Annotated in this window: 12 protein-coding genes and 3 pseudogenes; 6 read left to right on the forward strand and 9 right to left on the reverse strand. The window is 52.1% G+C overall.

All coding sequences use genetic code 11. The features are described 5' to 3' along the window. Positions 1 to 289 precede the first annotated feature (289 nt). The 4 genes from ACHQGU_RS07825 to ACHQGU_RS07840 all read right to left on the reverse strand — a co-directional run bounded on the left by ACHQGU_RS07825 (position 290) and on the right by ACHQGU_RS07840 (position 5,190). Positions 290 to 1,177, reverse strand: coding sequence for a TauD/TfdA dioxygenase family protein (locus ACHQGU_RS07825; protein ID WP_395494566.1), 888 nt, complete (start codon positions 1,175 to 1,177; stop codon positions 290 to 292). A 15-nt stretch (positions 1,178 to 1,192) separates the two neighbouring features. Further along, positions 1,193 to 2,479, reverse strand: coding sequence for an MFS transporter (locus ACHQGU_RS07830; RefSeq protein WP_395494567.1), 1,287 nt, complete (start codon positions 2,477 to 2,479; stop codon positions 1,193 to 1,195). 13 nt (positions 2,480 to 2,492) lie between these two features. Further along, on the reverse strand, positions 2,493 to 3,851 hold the full coding sequence (locus ACHQGU_RS07835) for an LLM class flavin-dependent oxidoreductase (RefSeq protein ID WP_395494568.1): 1,359 nt from the start codon (positions 3,849 to 3,851) through the stop codon (positions 2,493 to 2,495). Between the two features lie 97 nt (positions 3,852 to 3,948). Beyond that, positions 3,949 to 5,190, reverse strand: a complete 1,242-nt coding sequence (locus tag ACHQGU_RS07840; protein WP_395494569.1) for an acyl-CoA dehydrogenase family protein — start codon at positions 5,188 to 5,190, stop codon at positions 3,949 to 3,951. 300 nt (positions 5,191 to 5,490) lie between these two features. On the opposite strand from ACHQGU_RS07840, the gene ACHQGU_RS07845 reads away from it, so the two are divergent. Together ACHQGU_RS07845 and ACHQGU_RS07850 are read left to right on the forward strand one after the other, a co-directional pair. After that, positions 5,491 to 7,929: a TonB-dependent receptor gene (locus ACHQGU_RS07845; protein WP_395494570.1), complete on the forward strand. Its 2,439-nt coding sequence runs from the start codon at positions 5,491 to 5,493 to the stop codon at positions 7,927 to 7,929. After that, complete coding sequence (locus ACHQGU_RS07850) at positions 7,929 to 8,456, forward strand: flavin reductase (protein ID WP_395494571.1); 528 nt, start codon at positions 7,929 to 7,931, stop codon at positions 8,454 to 8,456. Before ACHQGU_RS07845 ends, ACHQGU_RS07850 begins: the two co-directional genes overlap by 1 nt. On the opposite strand, the gene ACHQGU_RS07855 is transcribed toward ACHQGU_RS07850, so the two are convergent. Both ACHQGU_RS07855 and ACHQGU_RS07860 read right to left on the reverse strand, forming a co-directional pair. Beyond that, positions 8,426 to 8,815, reverse strand: a complete 390-nt coding sequence (locus tag ACHQGU_RS07855) for a MurR/RpiR family transcriptional regulator (RefSeq protein WP_395494572.1) — start codon at positions 8,813 to 8,815, stop codon at positions 8,426 to 8,428. The two genes, ACHQGU_RS07850 and ACHQGU_RS07855, sit on opposite strands and share 31 nt — an antisense overlap. A 282-nt stretch (positions 8,816 to 9,097) precedes the next feature. Then, positions 9,098 to 9,893 (reverse strand): annotated as a pseudogene (locus ACHQGU_RS07860) (IS5 family transposase). 180 nt (positions 9,894 to 10,073) lie between these two features. Between ACHQGU_RS07860 and ACHQGU_RS07865 the strand changes: the two are divergent. The 3 genes from ACHQGU_RS07865 to ACHQGU_RS07875 are packed head-to-tail and all read left to right on the forward strand — an operon-like array spanning position 10,074 to position 16,104. Then, on the forward strand, positions 10,074 to 13,277 hold the full coding sequence (locus tag ACHQGU_RS07865; RefSeq protein WP_395494573.1) for an efflux RND transporter permease subunit: 3,204 nt from the start codon (positions 10,074 to 10,076) through the stop codon (positions 13,275 to 13,277). After that, on the forward strand, positions 13,277 to 14,473 hold the full coding sequence (locus tag ACHQGU_RS07870) for an efflux RND transporter periplasmic adaptor subunit (RefSeq protein WP_253551184.1): 1,197 nt from the start codon (positions 13,277 to 13,279) through the stop codon (positions 14,471 to 14,473). Before ACHQGU_RS07865 ends, ACHQGU_RS07870 begins: the two co-directional genes overlap by 1 nt. After that, complete coding sequence (locus ACHQGU_RS07875; RefSeq protein ID WP_395494574.1) at positions 14,470 to 16,104, forward strand: efflux transporter outer membrane subunit; 1,635 nt, start codon at positions 14,470 to 14,472, stop codon at positions 16,102 to 16,104. The genes ACHQGU_RS07870 and ACHQGU_RS07875 overlap by 4 nt, the downstream gene beginning before the upstream one ends. A 343-nt stretch (positions 16,105 to 16,447) precedes the next feature. Here the strand turns inward: ACHQGU_RS07875 and ACHQGU_RS07880 are convergent. Further along, positions 16,448 to 16,844: pseudogene (locus tag ACHQGU_RS07880) on the reverse strand (SDR family oxidoreductase); the annotation flags it as partial. Between ACHQGU_RS07880 and ACHQGU_RS07885 the strand changes: the two are divergent. After that, positions 16,838 to 16,993 (forward strand): annotated as a pseudogene (locus ACHQGU_RS07885) (helix-turn-helix domain-containing protein); the annotation flags it as partial. The pseudogenes ACHQGU_RS07880 and ACHQGU_RS07885 sit on opposite strands and share 7 nt — an antisense overlap. Positions 16,994 to 17,046: 53 nt before the next feature. Here the strand turns inward: ACHQGU_RS07885 and ACHQGU_RS07890 are convergent. Both ACHQGU_RS07890 and ACHQGU_RS07895 read right to left on the reverse strand, forming a co-directional pair. Continuing rightward, the gene (locus tag ACHQGU_RS07890; RefSeq protein ID WP_395494575.1) at positions 17,047 to 18,354 is read right to left on the reverse strand and encodes an MFS transporter; all 1,308 of its coding nucleotides are present in this window, start codon (positions 18,352 to 18,354) and stop codon (positions 17,047 to 17,049) included. A gap of 218 nt (positions 18,355 to 18,572) precedes the next feature. Next, a complete protein-coding gene (locus ACHQGU_RS07895) occupies positions 18,573 to 19,412 on the reverse strand; it encodes an alpha/beta fold hydrolase (RefSeq protein WP_395494576.1) in 840 nt (279 codons plus the stop codon). Between the last annotated feature and the right edge of the window lie 256 nt (positions 19,413 to 19,668).

The following is a 19,668-nucleotide window of genomic DNA, read 5'->3' on the forward strand; positions in this document are numbered from 1 at the left end:
GGTCTTGAGCGTCACATCACGCCAACCCTCACACAAACGCAAATGAGAATCAATATCATATAAAGACGCGCACCTATTTGTGTTTGAATTGCCATTTTTCTCCATGTCCCCAGGAGGGGCTGAGTCTCATCAAACCCCTCTCAGATCAACTCATCCTGGCTTTCTACGTAGTATCGGAAAGAAGAGAGACCAGATGCTCCCGTTACGAGCGACCATGCAGGACACAACGCCCCCCCCCCCTGCACTCGTATATAATGACCAGATTATCTTCTTTTAAAACAATCTTACGTTACGGTTTATGCACGAACTGGCTTTGCCGTCCGTCAATACTTACAGGCACATCTCCCTTAACGGTTATTCGCCGTAATTCCCGGGCCTGCTGGTCAAAATCAGCGGGGGCGTAATGTTGTGTCGCCCGGTTATCCCATATAGCAACGTCCCCTTCTTCCCAACGCCATGTGACCGTGTTTTCTACCTGGGTGATGTAGCCTTGCAGAATATCGACCAGCGCATTGGCTTCACGCGTGGGGAAACCATCCAGCCCAATAATAAAGTGACCCAGAATAAGCGTTTTTTCCCCACTTTCCGGATGTACCCGCACGACCGGATGTTCTGTCACATATAATTTTGAAAGAAACTCCGCACGAAAGGCGGCAATCTCTCCTTTTTTGCCATCAAATTTATAATAGTTCGTATCATAATCATTGGAATGAATGCCCCATGCCGTATCCGCCAGAGCTTTTAAGGGCTGTGGCAAATCATCATAGGCCGTGGCCGTGTTGGCCCAGATTGTGCTGCCTCCATAAGGCGGAATATGAAGAGCCCTCAGAATGGAAGCCTTGGGGTAATCCGGCACAAAAGTTACATCTGTATGCCAGGAATCTGTTGAACGCCCATGCCGGGACTTAAGCTCAAAAGTGTATTTTGTGCCTTTTGGTGCCGCAATGGTTGGGTGCAAAATTGGCTCACCAAAAACACGGCTGAGCGCTTCATGCTGGGCATCATCCAAAAACTGCTTTTTAAGGAAAATCACCTTGTTTTTAACAAGCTCTGTGCGTAAAAAATCTTTCTGCACGTCTGAAAGCGGCTGTTTGGCATCAATACCATGCAGAACTGCGCCTAAGCGGCTTCCAACTTTTTCGACAGACAGACGTGTTTTTTCAAGAGCAGAAGACATCAGGAAACCCCTTTATCAGCGTCGCGCAAAAGAAAATGAAGACGGGAGATGAGAACGCGCAGCAGAAGCCGCATCAAGTTCTTCTGGAAGTTTGATAAAGTAGACCAATAAACCGCTTAAGACGAACAACGCTGCATAAACAACCATAACGCCACCAACACCAAAAAACGGCTGAAAGACATAAACAATAAGCGGCCCGATCCAGACACTGCACCCGGCGCCAAAGTTCAGAAAAGACATGGCAAGCCCTTTCCTGTCGGGCAGTAAAGATGGCGCCAAAGCTGAAAGTGGAACATAGCCAGCAAGAGTCAGTCCGAAAAATGCCGCCGAACCGTACAACGCTATGGGAGAGATATGACCGAAATGCGCAGGAACCCAGTAAAGCAATAAACTGGCCAGGCCACTCCCTACGCCCCCCACCCACATAATCGTGCCGCGCCAGGAAACACGGTCGCTCAAGGCTCCGAAAAAGAGATTACAGACAATATTACTTGCAAAAATAGTTTCTAAAAACCGCATCCACTGTGCGTTTGAAAGACCAAGTGTGCTGATGAAGTAAAATGGCATAAAAACAATAATGCCATGCGTTGCGCTCGAATTTATGGCTCGCACAATGCAGGTTAAGACCAGTGAGGGATGAGCACGGATAACACCTACAAGCTCGCCCGGAGCTGGGAGCGCCACCTGAGAGTGAGGAAGAGCGCCTGCTCCTGCCTCTTTATCCCGCAGAACAAGAGCTAGCCCGCCCCCTAAAATGACAGCCACAAAGGCCACCCAGAATGTGCCATACTCTCCAAAAACAGGCAGAGAAAAACTGGCCACAACGGTCCCAAGGGTTGGCAGGCCGCATGTAAAGCAGAACCAGAACAGGCCAGAAGCTAACCCCCGCTGGCTTATCCGAACTTCTCTGACCAGCAAGGTCAGAATACCGTAAGCCAGTAACGGGTATCCAAAACCTCTTACGCCATAGGTCAAAAGTATTTGCCACCCGGAATGGGACGGTACGGCCACGGCAAGAAAAAGAACCTGAGGCACAACCCATAACAAGATGCCGGCAAAAATAACTTTGCGGCACCCAAAACGGTCACACAGAACGCCAGATCCCCATGCAGAAACCGCCGCAGCAAGCCCGTAAACTGTAAAAACAAGAGCAACAAAGTGCTCAGTGAGACCATGCCTGACAAGAAAAGGAGAGAGGTAACCAACCTCGACCCCGTCTCCAATCATAAACAGTAAAAGCCCAATATACTGGAAGCTAAAGTCAAAGGGGCTTTTATCGGGAACCTGTGCCAGTCTTGTCATGCCTCCCTCCCCTTTATCCAGCCCGTCTGGCTTCAGGCAGTTCATGCCGTGCAGCCGGGTGATCAGCTGGCGGACGCGCCGTTTGATTTTCAGGAAAAAGAGTTTCCCTCAATGTTGCACTGGCAGAGGCTCTGATACGCCCACGCTTGCGCAATTCCGGCACAACCAGTCTGCCAAAGTCTTCAAAGCTTTCCGGGTTAATCAACTGAATCAGATTAATGCCGTCCGTTTCAGTATCATCCAGCCATTGTTCCAACTGGTCAGCCACAGTGCTGGCAGACCCTATAAAGGTGCGAGCCCTGCCAAAACTTCCAGCCGGATTGGCAGCGTTATCCAGGGTCCACTCCCGCCCACTCACGGTCGGGTCAAACTGACGCAGCACAGACTGGCTCGCTTCTGTTTTCTGGTAACGAATAACACTCTCGCGTGGAATTTTTGAGAAATCCACGCCTGTCATGGAAGAATAATGAATAATAGATCCTACAGGATCATAGTATTGATAGTATTCCTTGAACTTTTCCTGTGCGGCCTCATCCGTTTCAGCCACCACCACAGCGACGGCTGTAATGAATTTTACATTCTCCGGCTTACGACCATGCGTGACCGCTTGCTGCCGAATACGGCGTACATTCCCACGCACACCCTCCGCGCCAGCCCCCACCACAAACACCACTTCTGCATGGCGTGCAGCAAAGTCTGACCCTCGCGCCGATGTCCCTGCCTGCAAAATAACAGGCACGCGCTGCGGGCTAGGTTCTGTGACGTGCCCGTCGGGAACGGTAAAGTAAGTGCCTTTATGCGCAATCGGATGTACTTTATCTGGGTCTGTATACATGCTGTCATTCAAATCTTTTTCTCGAACAACCGCATCATCCTCCCATGAATCCTGCCAGAGTTTATAAGTAACCTCCAAAAACTCCTCAGCAACATCATAGCGTTTATCGTGCGCAACCTGCTGCGTTAACCCTAAATTGCGGGCAGCACTCTCTTGTTGAGAGGTCACAACATTCCAGCCAATTCGTCCGTTACTCAGGTGGTCTAATGTACTAAACTTTCTGGCTGCCAGATAAGGCTGCTCATATGTTGTGGAAAGCGTAATACCAAAGCCAAGCTTTTCGGTCGCCGCTGCCATGGCAGAAACCAGCAACAATGGATCTATCAGGGGTGACTGAATGCCATGCCGCAGTGATGCCTCCGGGCTGCCCCCGTAAACATCTATCTGACCAAGCGCATCCGCAATAAACAGACAGTCAAACCCACCCCGCTCGACTGAACGCGCAAGATCTGTCCAGTATTTTACGCTGGTATAGCGATGCGTCTGGTCACGCGGATGCCGCCACAAACCATAGTTAAGATGCGAAACGGTCGCCATTGTAAACGCATTTAAAATAATGGGCGCTTGCGTTTTGGCCTGATATGGCATTGGTTTACCCTTGAATTCTGGAGGCCGAGGGCCGCCGAACGCCGCTTTAAACAGCTCCAACCCGCCACTGCTCAGGCGGGAGTTCTCCATTCACCAGAAAATCGCCTACTACCCGTGTGCGATAAACCCGTGGGTTATGACAGCCAATTGTACGGATATTGCGCCAGTAACGGTCCAGCGCCGCCCCACGCAGGGTGGCTGTGCCGCCTAATGTGTCAAACAGTTGAGATGTCGCGTTAAGTGTCAGGGGGAAAATAATTTCTTGCGCCTGCCAGACTTCCAGCTCCGCTTTGATGACAGACGGTCCGCGTTCGTCTTCCTTGCTATCTGCCGCAATTTGCAGCGCATCTGCTGCATGCCGCACAATGGCACGGGCAGCATGCGCGGCAGATGCAACATGGCCTACAATTTCAAGAATTTGAGGGTCATGTGCTGGCAGAGCATGGTTTGCATGGCTAAAGCCGCGCTTGCGGTTTTTAACGGCCTGCGCCACATCCAACGCCGCAGCCTGGGTAATACCGGCGACAGTTGCCAAATGGTACAACTGGAAAAACGCCTGTGAATACGCAAAACCCGTATTGCCTACCCGCAATTCATCATGCTCAACGCGCACATCTCGAAAATGTGCCGTGCCACTCGCAGTCAGCCTCTGTCCGACCCCATCCCAATCGTCGAGAATTTCAAGCCCCGGATCATGCCGTGAGGCAAGGCACTTAACGGTCTCACCGTCCTCATTCGAGCCAGTAACCGTTAGCCAATCAGCATAGAGAGAGCCCGTGGTGAAAAATTTGCTCCCATTAATCACCCAATGGTCGTCCTTGCGCGTAAAACGGGTCGCAAACGCATCGCGCGCTGTGCCTTTTTCCGCAGCCGCAGCTCCGGCTGTCTCCCCTTTACCCAGCCGCTCAAACCACCGGCTGGTATAGTCAGATGGCACTTCGGAGCGGAGATGTTCAATAAACCCAAAATGAGCCCGCAAAGCCTGCGCAACATTAGAATCTGCCGTTGCAAGGTCAGTAATGAATGAAAACAGTTCATTCAAAGGTCGACCAAGCCCACCAAACTCTTTGGGGACAGTAAATGCGGTTAACCCGCTTTCTTTTAATTGCACAATTTGTTCAAACGGCAGAATTCTTTCCACTTCCGCTTTTGCGGAATGAGCTCTGATCTCTTCCAGCAGAGATGAGTATTGCGGACTAACCGCATTGTATCCGGTCGAACCCGCCTCACCCCACAGTGTTGCAGCACGATCCTGCTCAACTGTTCTATTGCGTTTTAACACCCTCATCTCCCACCTTTATGGAAGCAGCCTTTAAAGCCTGCATGCTGACGCAGGGCTTTTTAGAAGCGACTCACGACAAGTGATTTTAAAAAATCAATCAACCCGAATCGCATTTAATCATATTAAACGATTCAAACAAGTTATAAAAATGACGACTAGAAATTTAATTCGCATTGACTCGTGAAATAGACAAACATAATACGATTTTATGTGTGTTAATGGAATCGGAATAATTTAACACCATAAATTATAGTGTAATTGAGCGTGTAGCTCAGGCGGGAGCGTATGGTGGACAGGACATTTTTCGTGTATCTCGTCAGCTCAACAGCGCTGGCCTTCTCTTTCCCTCTTTTGTCGCCTGTCGCAAAAGCACGGGAAACTCTTCTCACAAATCAGCAAGACCCAACCAAAGCCGCAGTAGCGCATCAAAAGGCACGCCAACCCGCACATGCAGGGCGTCCCCATTCGGCCACTAAGGCTCAAACCATTGCACAGGTTGAAGATGTCAACGTGCAGGGACGCAGGCAGGCCAACTGGGTTGTTACCCCCGTTACTGCCGCAACAATTGCCAATTATGTGCCGGGTACAAACGCACTGAAGGCGCTTACAACCTTGCCGGGTGTTATGTACAATTCAGGAGATCCCCAGGGGTTAAATCTTTGGGGGCAATCTTTCCTGATGCATGGGTTTGACCAGAGCCAGATTGGCATGACACTGGACGGTATGCCTTTGGGGGACCAGCAATGGAGTAACTCCAATGGCTTAAGTCCTTCTGCTGCCATCTCGTCTGAAAATATTACCCGCATGGATGTTTCAGCCTCTGCCGGGTCTGAAGGCGCTGCCAGTATCAGCAATCTTGGCGGCACTGTTCAGTTTGTCTCGCGAGATCCGTCGCACAAAACAGGGGCCACCGTTAACCAAACCTTTGGCAGCAACGCCATGTTTCATACATTTGTGCGTGCAGACAGTGGGGATTTAAACAAACAGGGCACGCGCTTCTGGGTGTCTTATATGCGTAACGACACAAACAAATGGCGTGGCGGCCAAAACCAGTTCATGCAGCAGGTTAACGCCAAATTATTGCATCCTGTTGGAGAAAAAAGCCGCATCACTGCGTTTTTCAACTACGCAGATGAGCAGATGCAAAATTATCAGGACTACAATATGGATATGTTCCGCAATGGCGGCTATCATATTGATAATCTGCTTGGCACGCCTAATGGGTATGAAACGGCTTATCGTCTTGCTCTGGCGCAAAATGGCCGCCCCGGCGGCGCTGTTCCTGCGGCTTACCAAAAACTCCAAAGCCCCTACACCGCCTCTTTCTATGATGGTGCAGGAAGTCAGCGACAATATTTTGGTGGCGTTTCAGCCGACCTGGCCCTGACAGATCGCTTGCGCTGGAACAGCACCTTCTACGGCCATCGCTCGTGGGAGGTCGGGACGGTGACAAGTCCGCTCATTCAGTCCACCAACGGCGCGCCTTTTGTGGAACAGGCCACCATTCCCACAACCCGACGTTTTGGACTGACCTCGTCCCTCACCTACACCATTGCCCGAAACGAGATTAATGGTGGGGTTTGGTATGAAAATACCCATTTTAATGCCGATAAACGTGCTTATGATGAGCCATTGCTCGAAGATGTTCTGAGCGGTGCCGCAAGACCTGTCGATGGCTTGCACCTGACATCAGATTACCGACGTGAATATGAGCAGGTTTTCAATACCAATACTTTTGTCGCCTATCTGCAGGACACCTACCGTCCAATCGATAGCGTGGCACTCCATTTTGGCTTTCGTTCTGTCTTAAACACCACCCGCGTGGGCCAGCTTGCCAACTGGGAGCCCTACACACGGACGACCGCGATTGCTGGCGGTGCGGGCCTGACAACCAGCAAACCTTTCCTCCCCCATATCAGTGGACAATGGAGTTTTCTGCCTGGGCATCAAATCTATTTTGATATTGCCAATAACGTAAAAGTTCTGCCCGTCTCTGGCTATAATAGTGGCGCATCACCTTTTGCAACCACGCAAGCCGCCTTTGATGCCTCCCGCAACAGCATTACGTCTGAGACAGACTGGAACTACGCTATAGGGTATCGTTACCATTCTCACATTCTTGATGGTAACGTTTACGCCTATCACACTGATTTTTCGAACAGACTTCAGAAAATATCCAGCGGCAGTCCCAATAATCCCTACACTGTCATCAGCAACGTTGGCGCCGTCGCAATGAACGGGGTTGATGCAGGCCTTGTGCTGCGCCCGGTCAAAGGCCTGCAAATCGGCAGCAGTATCAGCTACGATCACGCCACTTACTCTGACAATGTAACGCAAACAACAACCGACGGAGTTGTGACGTATGGGATCAAAGGGAAACAGGTCGTTGCCTATCCCCGCTTTATGTATAAAGGCCAGATTTCCTACAGGTGGAAAAATGCAGAAGTCCATGCTGACACACAGTTTATCGGCCAGCGCAACCTCAGCTACACTGGCGATGAAAAAGTGCCTTCATATTGGCTGACCAATGCCGGCGTGCGCTACGACCTTACCAGCCTGATTGGCAATGTATCGGGCACGTCTGCTTTCAAACGCATCAGTCTGGACTTCAATGTCTATAATATCACCAATCAGCACTATATTTCCACAATGGGCCAGAATGGCTTTCCTATGTCGGGTGATTATCAGTCCGTCGTGCTTGGTGCGCCACGTCAGTATTTTGGCTCTATTCAGGTTGATTTCTAATGACTCTTACAAAAACAGCTCCGACCTCCACGCATACAGCGCATGTTGACGCCCTCCTCTTTCGCGAAGGCATGTCACGGCTACCCAGCGGCATAACCCTGATTACCACAGGCGGCCCGGCTGGCCTGCATGGCTTTACAGCAACGGCGGTGTGTAGCGTTTCAGACGCACCTCCAACCCTTTTGGTGTGTGTAAACAGAAACACTTCCGCGCATGACCACATCCTATCCCACCAATGTCTGGCCGTTAACGTGCTGGCTGAAGGACAGGAACATTTATGCAGCGCCTTCAGCAGCCGTAAATACACCATGGCAGAACGCTTTGCTCTGGCACGGTGGAAAAACGGTATAACCGGCGCACCATTACTGGAAGGAGCCGTGGTCTCCTTTGAGTGTCGTGTTTCTCGGGTTATCGACACACCCACGCATAGCATTGTTATCGCTACAGTAGAGCATGTCCAGTGGGACGAGACAGCAGAAAGCGGATTAGTCTGGTTTCAAAAGTCTTTTGCTCTGGCGAAAAAATAAGCTGGATAAATATCGTCTTCCGACGCCCTGACACGCGCGTTGAACCCCAGCGCCACCGTAGAAAGACGATGCCTGAAGATGGCCTGCAGATCCTTGAAGCCTTTATAGCCCAACGATTGTGCAAAACGGACACAGCCCGAGACATGCACCCCACATTTTTCGGCCAGGACATGAACCGAGTCAACCGCAATATAATTTGGGTTTTGCGTTATATATAAAAAAATTTTCTGATATGACTTACTCAATTCAGCATATCGGTCATAAATGACACGGATTAACTCTTCATACGTGCCTGGAGGTTCCCCTACGGTGGCTGCCTGCTTCTTTTCCGATACCTTCATTTTTTCCCAACTATCCATTCCACAAGACACACCCTAAGCCGATGGTTCTGATTATGCGTTAGATTAAGCCTCCTGCGTCTCCCCCTCCCCCATAATCGCAACGCCATCCTTTGCGGCAAGAAGAGTGTAATATTTTCTAGCCACCCAAAAGTGTCGCAATCTTGTTCTTACTGCAACAGGACGGCATTTCCATGTCATCGTCCTGTCTTATCGTAAATAACCTTTATGATTGCCCGTGGCCTTATTGTACACATCAGCCATTGGAAATGATGAGCTTTATTTGGGCAGTGTTAGGGCCTGTTAGCACTTGATCCAGTCTGCTGCGGCAGCGATGTGGATGACTGCGAGGAACGACGTTGCTGTTTTTTCGTATCGGGTTGCGACAGCGCGCCACTCCTTGAGGCGAGCCCAGAGGTTCTCGACAAGATGTCGACACCGATAGGCCCATTTTGGGCAGGCGACCCGCCCATCGCGTCGTTTCGCAGGAATGGCCGGTCGGGCTCCCATGTCCCAGATCCGTTCACGGAAGGCGTCCGAGGCATAGCCCTTGTCCGCTACCACCCACAAAGGAATGGCGGGAAGGCTATCGAGCATATCTGGAGCCAGCGGCAGTTCATGGGCCTGGCCGGGCGCCAGGGCAAAACCAACAGCCTTTCCATGCCTGTCTGCTATCACGCAGACTTTTGTGCCATAGCCGCCGCGAGAGCGGCCAAGTGCTCCACGATGGTCTCGCTCTTCAAAAGAGCCCCTTTTTTGGGGCTCCCGCCGTCTTGTGGTGAGCTCTGATATTCGTGCCCTCCAGAAAAGTCATGCCGAGTGCTACTCCCTGTTGTTCCTGAACCAGTGCGAGCAGGCGTTCCCACACACCCAGCTCCGTCCAGCGGATGAAAAGCTGGGCCGCTCGTCACCACGGCCCCAGTTCAGCGGGGATGCTCCGCCATTTCGCGCCATTCTCATCACGCCAGAAAATTGCTGCTATCTTACGCCGCAGATCATGGGGCTGCGTCTTGCCCCTTGGGCGAACCGCCTCAATCAGAGGTTCCCAGATCGCCCATGTCTCGTTCGTAAAGGCGCCTCTTCTGTCTCCTTCTTCCATCTCTACAATATGGGAAGAAATTCAAGATCTAACAGGCTCTAGCTTACCACAGCCTCAATCATTGAATTTTTATTTATTAAAAATTTATATAAGCCGATAATATTTTTTTTAAAAGATTTCCGCATAACTCCAATTCTATCGTGCGCTGAATTCCACTGATTCCAGCAAGGAAGGAAACGCATGAATGCCATCGTTGTGACGGCGCTGAAGCGACCTTACACATTTATTGTCCTGTCGCTTCTTATTCTCGCCTTTGGTGTGCTGTCCCTTTTCAACGCCCCGACCGATGTGTTTCCAAATATCCGGATCCCGGTGGTATCCGTAGTCTGGACATACGGTGGCATGCTGCCTGAGGAATTTGCTGGTCGTATCACCTATAATTACGAACTGGCCGTAACCTCCACGGTTGAGGGCATCGAGCATATGGAAAGCAGCTCCTACTATGGCAGGAGCATCGTCAACATCTACTTTCAACCTGGCACGGATATTGGAGAAGCTGAGGCTGAAGTCACAGCTATTTCTCAAACGGTTATCAAACAGTTACCCGATAATATCCCTGCCCCCATGGTCATGCGGCTGGAAGCATCCTCCGTTCCGGTTCTCGCCCTTCAGATTACGTCTGAAAAACAAACTCCGTCTGACCTGTATAAAATCGCCATGACGCGTATTCGGCCCATTCTGGTAACGGTTCCGGGCGCAGTTCTCCCTCATCCTTATGGCGGCATGGACAGCTTCATTATGGTTGCCTTGAACCAGAAGCAGTTACAGGCACACCATCTTTCCGCAATGGATGTGCAGAATGCCCTGCGCAAACAGAACATCGTTCTGCCGGCTGGCGATCAGAAAATAGCCACCACAGACTGGATGGTTCAGACCAACGCTACGCCCCGCTCCATGAAAGAGCTTGGCGACATTCCGGTCAAACGTGTTGGGAATGCCGTTATCTACGTGCATGACGTGGCGCAGGTTTACCGTGGAGGACACCCCCAGACCAACCTTGTGCTTGTTCAGGGCCGCCAGGGTGTGGAAGTGGTCGTGATGAAAAGTGGTGACGCCTCGACACTGGATGTTGTGGCACACACCAAGGAACTTCTACCCCGTCTCCAGAAACTTGTTCCGCCTGACGTGCATATTTCTCTCCTTAGTGACGCGTCTGTTTTTGTGAAAGACGCCATCAAGGACGTTGTGCGTGAAATGGTGACAGCCGCCATTCTGACCGGGCTTGTTGTTCTGTTGTTCCTGGGGTCATGGCGCTCCACCCTTATTATCGCCACATCCATTCCCCTCGCCATTCTCACGGCCATTATCTGCCTTCTTCTGTCTGGACAGACCATCAATGTCATGACGCTGGGCGGGTTGGCACTCGCTGTCGGCATTCTGGTGGATGATGCCACCGTCATGATTGAAAACATTGATACCCACCTTGAAGAAGGCAAGGAGCTGGAACCGGCCATTATTGACGCCGCCAACCAGATTGTGGTGCCCACACTGGTATCCACCTTGTGTATCTGCATTGTATGGACACCACTTTTTCGTTTGAGCGGTGTCGCAGGCTGGCTGTTCATGCCCATGGCAGAAGCCATTGTCTATGCCATGCTGGCATCCTTCATTCTGTCACGCACATTGGTGCCAACCATGGCCAAATATCTTCTGGCCGGTCAGGTCCATCCGGGTCTGCACAGTGATGAACATCTTGCTCTGCCCAAAGGTTTTCTGGGGCGTTTCCAGAACCGATTTGAACACGCGTTCCATAATTTCCGCGCCAGCTATGGTCGGATGCTGGAACGTATCATTGCGCGCCGCGGTCTTTTTGCCATGGGCTTTCTGGGACTATCGGTCCTTTCACTAGGATTGTTCCTGATCTCCGGCCAGGATTTCTTCCCGGAAGTGAAATCAGGCATGATGCAGATGCACATGCGTACCCCCTTAGGCATGCGCATTGAAACAACAGGCCGCATCGTCTCTCTGGTTGATGATCGGATTCAGAAGCTTCTTCCGGGGAAAGTCTCTGGTATCATCAACAACTGTGGCTTGCCCGAAGGGCCTCATAATCAGGCTTTCATCCCCACCCCCTCTATCGGCACGCAGGATTGCGACCTGACAATTTCGCTCAAGGATGAGGAATCTCCGGTTTGGACGTATCGCAAGCTCCTCCGTAGCGATTTATCTGCCAAATTCCCCGGCAGCGTGTTTACCTTTCAACCCGCTGATCTGACAGAAAAAATACTCAACTTTGGATCACCCGCACCCATTGATATTCAGGTTTCTGGCCCGGATATTCGTGACAATTACCAGTATGCCCGCCTTTTGGTGAACAAACTGCGCGCCATTCCCGGCACGGCGGATGTGGTGATCCAGCAAACCATGAAAACGCCGACCTTGTTCGTGCAGGGCAACCGGACGTTCGGTCAGGCTACCGGCATGACCGAAGCGGATATTGCCAATAACGAACTGATGACTCTTTCTGGTAGCCAGACTGTCGATCCCCAATACTGGCTTGACCCGAAAACAGGCATCACATTCCCGCTGAACGTCTATGTCTCACAAGACCAGCTGACCCATTATAATGATTTGCTGACCATTCCTGTTGATAAAGGCGACAATGACCCTAAAGGCACGGATATGCAGCTTCTGGGCAGCATCAGCACCGTGACGCCAACAGGTACACCGGGACAGGTATCCCACTACAATTCCATGCCGGAAATTGATGTCTATGTTTCAGCTGAAGGCACTGATCTGGGCTCTGTTCTGGCCAGGGTAAAACAAACCGTTGCCAGCACACAAAAGGACCTTCCGCAAACAGCTGCTGTCGATATCCGCGGGCAGGCCGTGACCATGCATGGAGCGTATGCAGAACTCATTGCCGGTCTGGTTGTCTCTGTTGTGCTGATCTACATGCTGATTGTTATCAACTTCCAGTCCTGGATTGATCCTTTCATCATTATTTCCGCACTGCCGGGTGCTCTTGCCGGAATTGCCTGGAGCCTGTTCCTAACCCAGACACGTCTTTCTGTTCCGGCATTGACGGGCGCCATCATGTGCATGGGAACAGCGACGGCAAATTCCATTCTGGTTGTCTCTTTTGCGAAGGAGCGTTTCGCCCTGCACGGTAATGCCCTAGTTGCAGCCGTAGAAGCCGGATTTGGACGCATTCGTCCGGTTATCATGACAGCCTCTGCGATGGTGATCGGCATGGTGCCGATGGCAACCAGTAATTCGCAAAATGCGCCGTTAGGTAAGGCCGTTATCGGCGGCCTTATTGTCGCAACGGTTTCAACGCTTCTGTTTGTGCCGTGCGTTTACGCAATTTTCCACAATAGCTCTCATACAAAAAACCGCAGTCCGTCTGAAACGGACCATACAAATGGGCAGGAGGCCGTCTGATGTTCAAAATTACAAAAAACCGACTGTTTGTCGGCGCCCTGCTCTGTGTGCTTGTAGGATATGTGGCGTATCTGGAACTCCAGCATCTCCGTAATCAGGTGACGCTGCAGGCAGACGCAACCCATGCCAGTGTTCCCGATGTAGCCGTGGTCCAGCCCAAGCCTGCACCGTCCACACTTGCCATGACCCTGCCGGGGAATATCAACGCATGGTACGAAGCGCCCATTTATGCGCAGGTCTCCGGTTATGTGAAAATGTGGAACAAGGATTACGGCGCGCCTGTAAAAAAAGGGGATACCCTGGCGGAAATCAACGCCCCGGGGCTGGATGCGCAATATGCACAGGCCAAGGCTGACCTTCAGGTAACACAGGCCAAATATGGCCTTGCCACTGTTACGGCAGACCGCTGGAGGTCTATGGGAAAATCACAGGCCGTATCGGGGCAGTCTGTTTCTGTTCAAAACGCAAATGAACAGTCAGCCCGTGCTGCGTTGGAGGCTGCCCAGCACAATGTGGACCATTATGATGCGCTTGAACGCTTCAAAACCATTGTGGCCCCGTTTGACGGCGTTGTAACGGCCCGAAACATTAGTGTGGGAGATTATGTTGGCGCAGGCGGTGGCAATCTGAACGCCAATGGCACGGCCAGTGAACTGTTTACCGTAGCAGACACCCATGAGATGCGTCTTTTTGTCTCCGTGCCTGAGGTGTTCTCCTATGTTCTCAAACCCGGACTGAAAGCCCGGGTGACGGTGCCGCAATATCCCAATCAGGTTTTTACAGCCAACTTTCTGACCATAGCCAAGGGCTATGATCCCAATACGCGCACAGCCATTACAGAATTTACAATCGATAATGCTGACCAGAAATTGTGGCCCGGCACTTTTGCCACCGTTTCCCTCTCCGCCCCGGCAGAAGGCGGGGTTTATACAATTCCAACTGGTGCCTTGGTATTTCAGGAAAAAGGGATGCAGGTTGTCACGGTCGATGCCCAGAATAAGGCGCACTACAAAAACATAACCGTAGGCCGCATGTCAGACGCTTACACCGAGGTGGATGCCGGCCTGACGCCGACCGACCATATTATTAACAACCCTCCGGCTGATCTCCTCGAAGGACAGACCGTGCGCCTGAGTGCGCCTGAAAAAGGATATCTAACATCCGCCAGCAACAGTGATGAGGAGGATGACGAATGAGCATTATCCTTACACGCCCCCGGATATCCCGCCGAAAGAAAGCGCTTGTGGCTAAAGGCGCTGCGCTTGCGACACTCATGGCGCTTAGCGCATGTGATCTGGCCCCTGCCTATCAGGCTCCCCACTTCATTGTGCCTGCATCATGGCACGGGCAAGGATTGTTCCATGAGGCACAGCCGCAAGAGACTGTCATACGGTCCGACTGGTGGACGCAGTTTAACGATCCGACACTGAATACGCTTGAAGCACAGGCAATGGATGGCAATGCCGATCTGCAAGTCGCCGCTGAACGCTTTATTCAGGCGCGATCCATTGTTATGGAAGCCCGGTCTGACCTGCTGCCGCACTTTGCACTGGCATTTGGCTCAAGCAATAACAAAAGCTCTTCAGATCGGCTGTTCCGTTACAAAGGGCCGATTACTGCCACTGATGAGTTCTATGGGGGCATGGCCAGTTGGGAGCCTGACATCTGGTCTTCCATTCGCAACCGTGTGCGCGCACAAAAATATTATGCGCAGGCACAGGCCGCACAATATGCGTCTGCCCGGCTCAGCCTTCAGGCCGAACTGGCAACTGATTTTTTTGCCCTGCGCGGGCTTGATGCACAGAACGCCATCTATGAGCAATCCATCAGCTATTATCAGCAGGCGCTCCGCGTCACCCAGACACGACTTGATAATCAGGATGCAACCGGCATTGATGTGGCGCGCGCCAAAAACCAGCTTTACATGACGCAGGCTCGTCAGCTGGATGTACAGGCGCAGCGTGAAGTGCTGGAACATGCTCTGGCCGTTCTGGTCAATGCGTCCCCCTCATCCTTTCATATTCCTGAAGTCGTCGATCAGGATGCGGCGGAACCTGTTTTTCCACTAGGAATTCCATCCGAACTGCTGCAACGCCGTCCGGACATTGCTGTAGCTGAGCGCGAAATGGCGCAGGCCAACCGGGCCATTGGCATTGCACGTGCAGCATTTTACCCACACGTGTCTTTCAACGCGAATGGCGGCTTTGACGCCAACGGGTTTGATCTGGCCAATCTGGCAAACAGCATGTGGTCTTACGGAGCCTCTGTCACCATGCCGCTGTTTGAAGGCGGCCTGCGCAGAGCCCAGCTTCAACGCACATGGTCAAACTACCGCGAAACACGCGACCATTATCGCATGGCGGTTCTGTCTGCCTTTAAGGATGTTGAAAACGGCCTGTCGATGACGGCACGCCTGCGGGCAGAAAATAGCCGGCTAAAGCAGGCCGTTGACGCCGCCATGCAGTCGCAGACATTAACCATGACGCTCTATAAAGGCGGCGCTGACGGCTATCTGGATGCGTTAATTGCACAGGTCAACACGCTTGATGCCCGTATTGAACAGGCGCAGGTGCAAGCCCGCGCACTTCAGGCCGCCGTCGGTATGGTGCGCGCTTTGGGCGGTGGCTGGAACGACAAACTCCTCCCCTCGCCTGATCAGACCATGACGTTCACGGGCTTTCAGTATGAAGGGCTGCATCACCCCTCCCCGGCTGGCGGCATTGATATTCCCCCCAACCCCGAACAGTATGAAAATCTGACAGCCAGTGCGCCTACACGTCCCATAACCGGCGTAAAAACAGGCACGCCAGCACCCTCTGAAAACTGATGAATACGCCATAAAAAAGAATGATTTGCCTTATATTTAACTGAATTGTCTCAGCTTTTTTCGCAACGAAAAGCTCGGGACAATTCAGTCGCGGCGATATGATGTAGAGAAGCCTCTGCCCCCATCAGATATAATGAAACATAGAGGCCGTTGCCACAAAGCCTGAACTAAACCGTAACCAAGGCTCATTTTCTCGACCGCCTTGAGTTTTCGTTTTACAATGCAGGTCTTGTTATCCCTAATGCTGCTGGCTGTTGCGCTGAGGTTCCTCTTGCTAAAGCGAAGAACCTCAGCGCCAGTTCGTATATTCCTGTCAGTCGCTCCACAGACAGCGTTCAAATACTCACCATCCCTGTTCCGTGGGAAGAACGAACAGTTCTGCAACATCCATCCGAGGCGGTGATTTCAGAGCAAACGCGAATATTGTGCTTTGGTCCAATCTCCATTCTAAGCCCATCGGAGAACGCCGTAACTGCGGCCTTGGTGGCGCAGTAAACGGCCAGGCCGGTAAAGACTTTCCGGCCCGCGATTGAAGACATGTTGAAAATATGGCCCGAATGCTGTGCGATCATCTGAGGGAGCACTGCTGCCGTTGCGTGAAGGACGCCCGATATATTCACGTCCACCATCTGTTTCCACTCATTCACTTTCAGACTGTCAACGGTGGATAAGGGCATCAGGCCAGCATTATTGACCAGCACATCTATCCTGCCGAATTGCGCAATGAGAGCAGCAGCAGCGTGTCCGACGTGCGAAGGACCTGCTGTTGCAGACCAACAAGTCCATCATCGAGATCGCGCTCACCATTGGTTATGAAAGCCCGAGCCATTTTGCCCTAGTCTTTCGCAGAGAAACCGGCGTTACCCCACGCGATTACAGAAAGCTATAACGGCTTAGCAGCGACAGGTCCTTCCATTTTCCCTCCCAGTGCCGATGCAATAATCATGCTCTGTCCCGCCACGCCAGAAGGCAGAGAGCCTGCATACAGACCGCCCCCAGCGGTAGCCACACAAATCCAGCCATAATCCAGAATGACAGCTCCGATGGCTGCGTAACACTCCCTTCAACGTAATGGCCTTGTGACAGGAACTGCGCCAGAACAAAGCCTGTCAGCCCCATGGCCAGCTTTGTAACCCATGTGTTGATCGAAAACGCCAGACCTGCCGATCCGGTCGAGGTGCGGGGGTCACCATCATCCACGGCTTCCGCCAGCAAGGTGTAATACAACGGAGACATCACGCCCTGAGCCAATGCGAGAAAAGCGACGGACAGGACGAACCCCGCCATGGACGCACCCGCCACAGCCATTGCCAGATAGGCTACTCCTTGCGCGATCAGGCATAGGATGCCGCTCCGCACATTCCCTACACGTTTGCTCAGCGGCAGGCACGCCGGCACACCCGCGAACAGCAGCACGGTGATGAAAGTAATGATATTGGCCCCGAGTTGCTCCGTGCCTCCCAGAATGATGCGGGCATAATAGAGAGCAAACCCGAACAGTGCCGCCTGCCCTACAAAATAGAAGAACGCGAGCAGATTGCTCAGCACCCATCGCCGGTTTCCCAGAAGATGACGCAACGTGATCAAAAGGTCCTGCCGAACGGGGGCTGGCGGATGCCGCACGGTGCAACCGCGCGCCACGCACAACCACAGAATACTGCCCAGAACCGACAGGGCCAGCACATAGACCGCCATCCCATATCGGTGCTGCGCCGCACTATCACCCCCACCCAGCCAGGTGATAGCGGGAATGGTCAGCAGCGCCACAAGCAGCGATCCAGCCTGACAGCCCATCATGCGGAATGCATTCAGGCCCACGCGCCCTGTAGCGGAGCGGCTCATCATGACAGACAGTGCACCATAGGGCGTGTTGATGCACGAATAGATGGCACCAAACACGATATAGGTCAGCCCTGCCCAGAGGATTTTCCCATCAGGCGAAAGCGGCAGAGCCAGAAAACACAGGAAACCCGTTACGCCAAAGGGAATGGCAAGGAAGCCGATCAGACGTGGGACGATCTGGCCGCCGACGCGATCAACAGCATAGCCGATGGCCGGATCGCAGAAGGCATCCACAACACGGGCTACGAGCAGTATCCATGATACGGCCAGCAGCGGCAGACCATAGATATCTGTGTAATAATACATCAGGTAAGATGACGTCATGCCCCACATCATATTGGAGGCCGCATCCCCACAGCCGTAGGCCATCTTTTCTTTCACGGAAAGCGTCTGCTTGTTTTCCACCATCCTGCTTTCCCTGAAATTTTTAGGCTATGCCACGCTATCATGTGGTTGTGAAACGACAAGCCGGGACAGCCCTCCTCACTCCATTGGCATGCCCATACGTGCTTTAAGGAATACGGAAGAGCGCCATAAGCAGGACTTGTTTACCCCTTATCTTACTCCCCCTTCCTGTTTCAGGTGGCCTTGAGGCTGCTCAAAAAGAAAACGGACAACTTTGTTTTTTAATTCAACGCCTCAAGCAGCGCTTTATGAAAGGCCGCGGGATCCTGTAGCTGTGGCGTATGTCCCACATTGGGAAATTCAACCAGCTTTGCACCGGGAATAGCCGCTGCTGCTGCCTTACCCAGTTCAGGGTAATGCCCCACCTTTGCGCGCACATCAGGGGGAGCGCCGTCACTCCCTATCGCTGTTACATCTTTGTCCCCGATCATCAATGTTGTCGGAGCAGTGAGACGTGGCAGATCATAGATCACTGGCTGTGTTGCAATCATGTCGTAAAGCAACGCAGAATTCCACGCGACACTATCGGCATCTGGCCCCCGATACATCCCGGCAAGCATCTGGACCCACGGTTCGTAGTCCGGTCGCCATTCATTCGCATAATAGACTTTTTGTTCGTACGCCCGGATCTGCTCAGCCGTCTTGCCTCGTTCACGGACATACCATTCATCCACTGTTCGATACGGCACACCCTTTGCCTGCCAGTCTTCCAGCCCCAGAGGATCAACCAGAACCAGTCTGGAAATATCCTTTGGAAACATGAGAGCATACCGAACAGCCAGCATCCCCCCAGTAGAGTGACCAACCATAGAAACCTGCGAGATGTTCAGGTGCTTCAGGAGAGCATGAGTATTGCTGGCAAGCTGTCCAAAAGTGAACTGATAGGCCTGTGGTTTGCTGGACTTGCAAAAGCCGATCTGGTCTGGGGCGATAACCCGATAGCCTCGGTTAGCCAGAACGTGAATTGTGTTTTCCCATGTTGCGGCACAGAAATTTTTACCGTGCAAAAGCACAGCGACCCGCCCGTTGGGATGCTCGGGCCGGATATCCATGTAGGCCATGTGTAACGTCTGTCGCTGGGACTGAAAGGAATATTCCGCAACAGGCCAAGGGTATGAAAAACCCTGTAATTCAGCCCCATAAACAGGACCATCCTGTGGTGCTGCCTTAACCTGTGAACTGAAAAGCGGTATTGTGGCTGCCAGCAACAAACAAAGTACGGAACATCGGCCTGATTGAACGCTCTTCATCCTTTAACGCCTTTCCTGAGACGGATTTCGTCGAGACTATTGGGTAAGGACAGGAAAAAACAACAAA

The organism is Acetobacter sp. KSO5 (assembly GCF_044094635.1).
GTDB classification, from domain to species: Bacteria; Pseudomonadota; Alphaproteobacteria; order Acetobacterales; family Acetobacteraceae; genus Acetobacter; species Acetobacter cerevisiae.

Coding starts and splice junctions, on each gene's coding strand:
- ACHQGU_RS07825 (WP_395494566.1), bottom strand. CDS start 1,177: ATGTCTTCTGCTCTTGAAAAAACACGTCTGTCTGTCGAAAAAGTTGGA.
- ACHQGU_RS07830 (WP_395494567.1), bottom strand. CDS start 2,479: ATGACAAGACTGGCACAGGTTCCCGATAAAAGCCCCTTTGACTTTAGC.
- ACHQGU_RS07835 (WP_395494568.1), bottom strand. CDS start 3,851: ATGGCGACCGTTTCGCATCTTAACTATGGTTTGTGGCGGCATCCGCGT.
- ACHQGU_RS07840 (WP_395494569.1), bottom strand. CDS start 5,190: ATGAGGGTGTTAAAACGCAATAGAACAGTTGAGCAGGATCGTGCTGCA.
- ACHQGU_RS07850 (WP_395494571.1), top strand. CDS start 7,929: ATGACTCTTACAAAAACAGCTCCGACCTCCACGCATACAGCGCATGTT.
- ACHQGU_RS07855 (WP_395494572.1), bottom strand. CDS start 8,815: ATGGATAGTTGGGAAAAAATGAAGGTATCGGAAAAGAAGCAGGCAGCC.
- ACHQGU_RS07865 (WP_395494573.1), top strand. CDS start 10,074: ATGAATGCCATCGTTGTGACGGCGCTGAAGCGACCTTACACATTTATT.
- ACHQGU_RS07870 (WP_253551184.1), top strand. CDS start 13,277: ATGTTCAAAATTACAAAAAACCGACTGTTTGTCGGCGCCCTGCTCTGT.
- ACHQGU_RS07875 (WP_395494574.1), top strand. CDS start 14,470: ATGAGCATTATCCTTACACGCCCCCGGATATCCCGCCGAAAGAAAGCG.
- ACHQGU_RS07890 (WP_395494575.1), bottom strand. CDS start 18,354: ATGGTGGAAAACAAGCAGACGCTTTCCGTGAAAGAAAAGATGGCCTAC.
- ACHQGU_RS07895 (WP_395494576.1), bottom strand. CDS start 19,412: ATGGCCTACATGGATATCCGGCCCGAGCATCCCAACGGGCGGGTCGCT.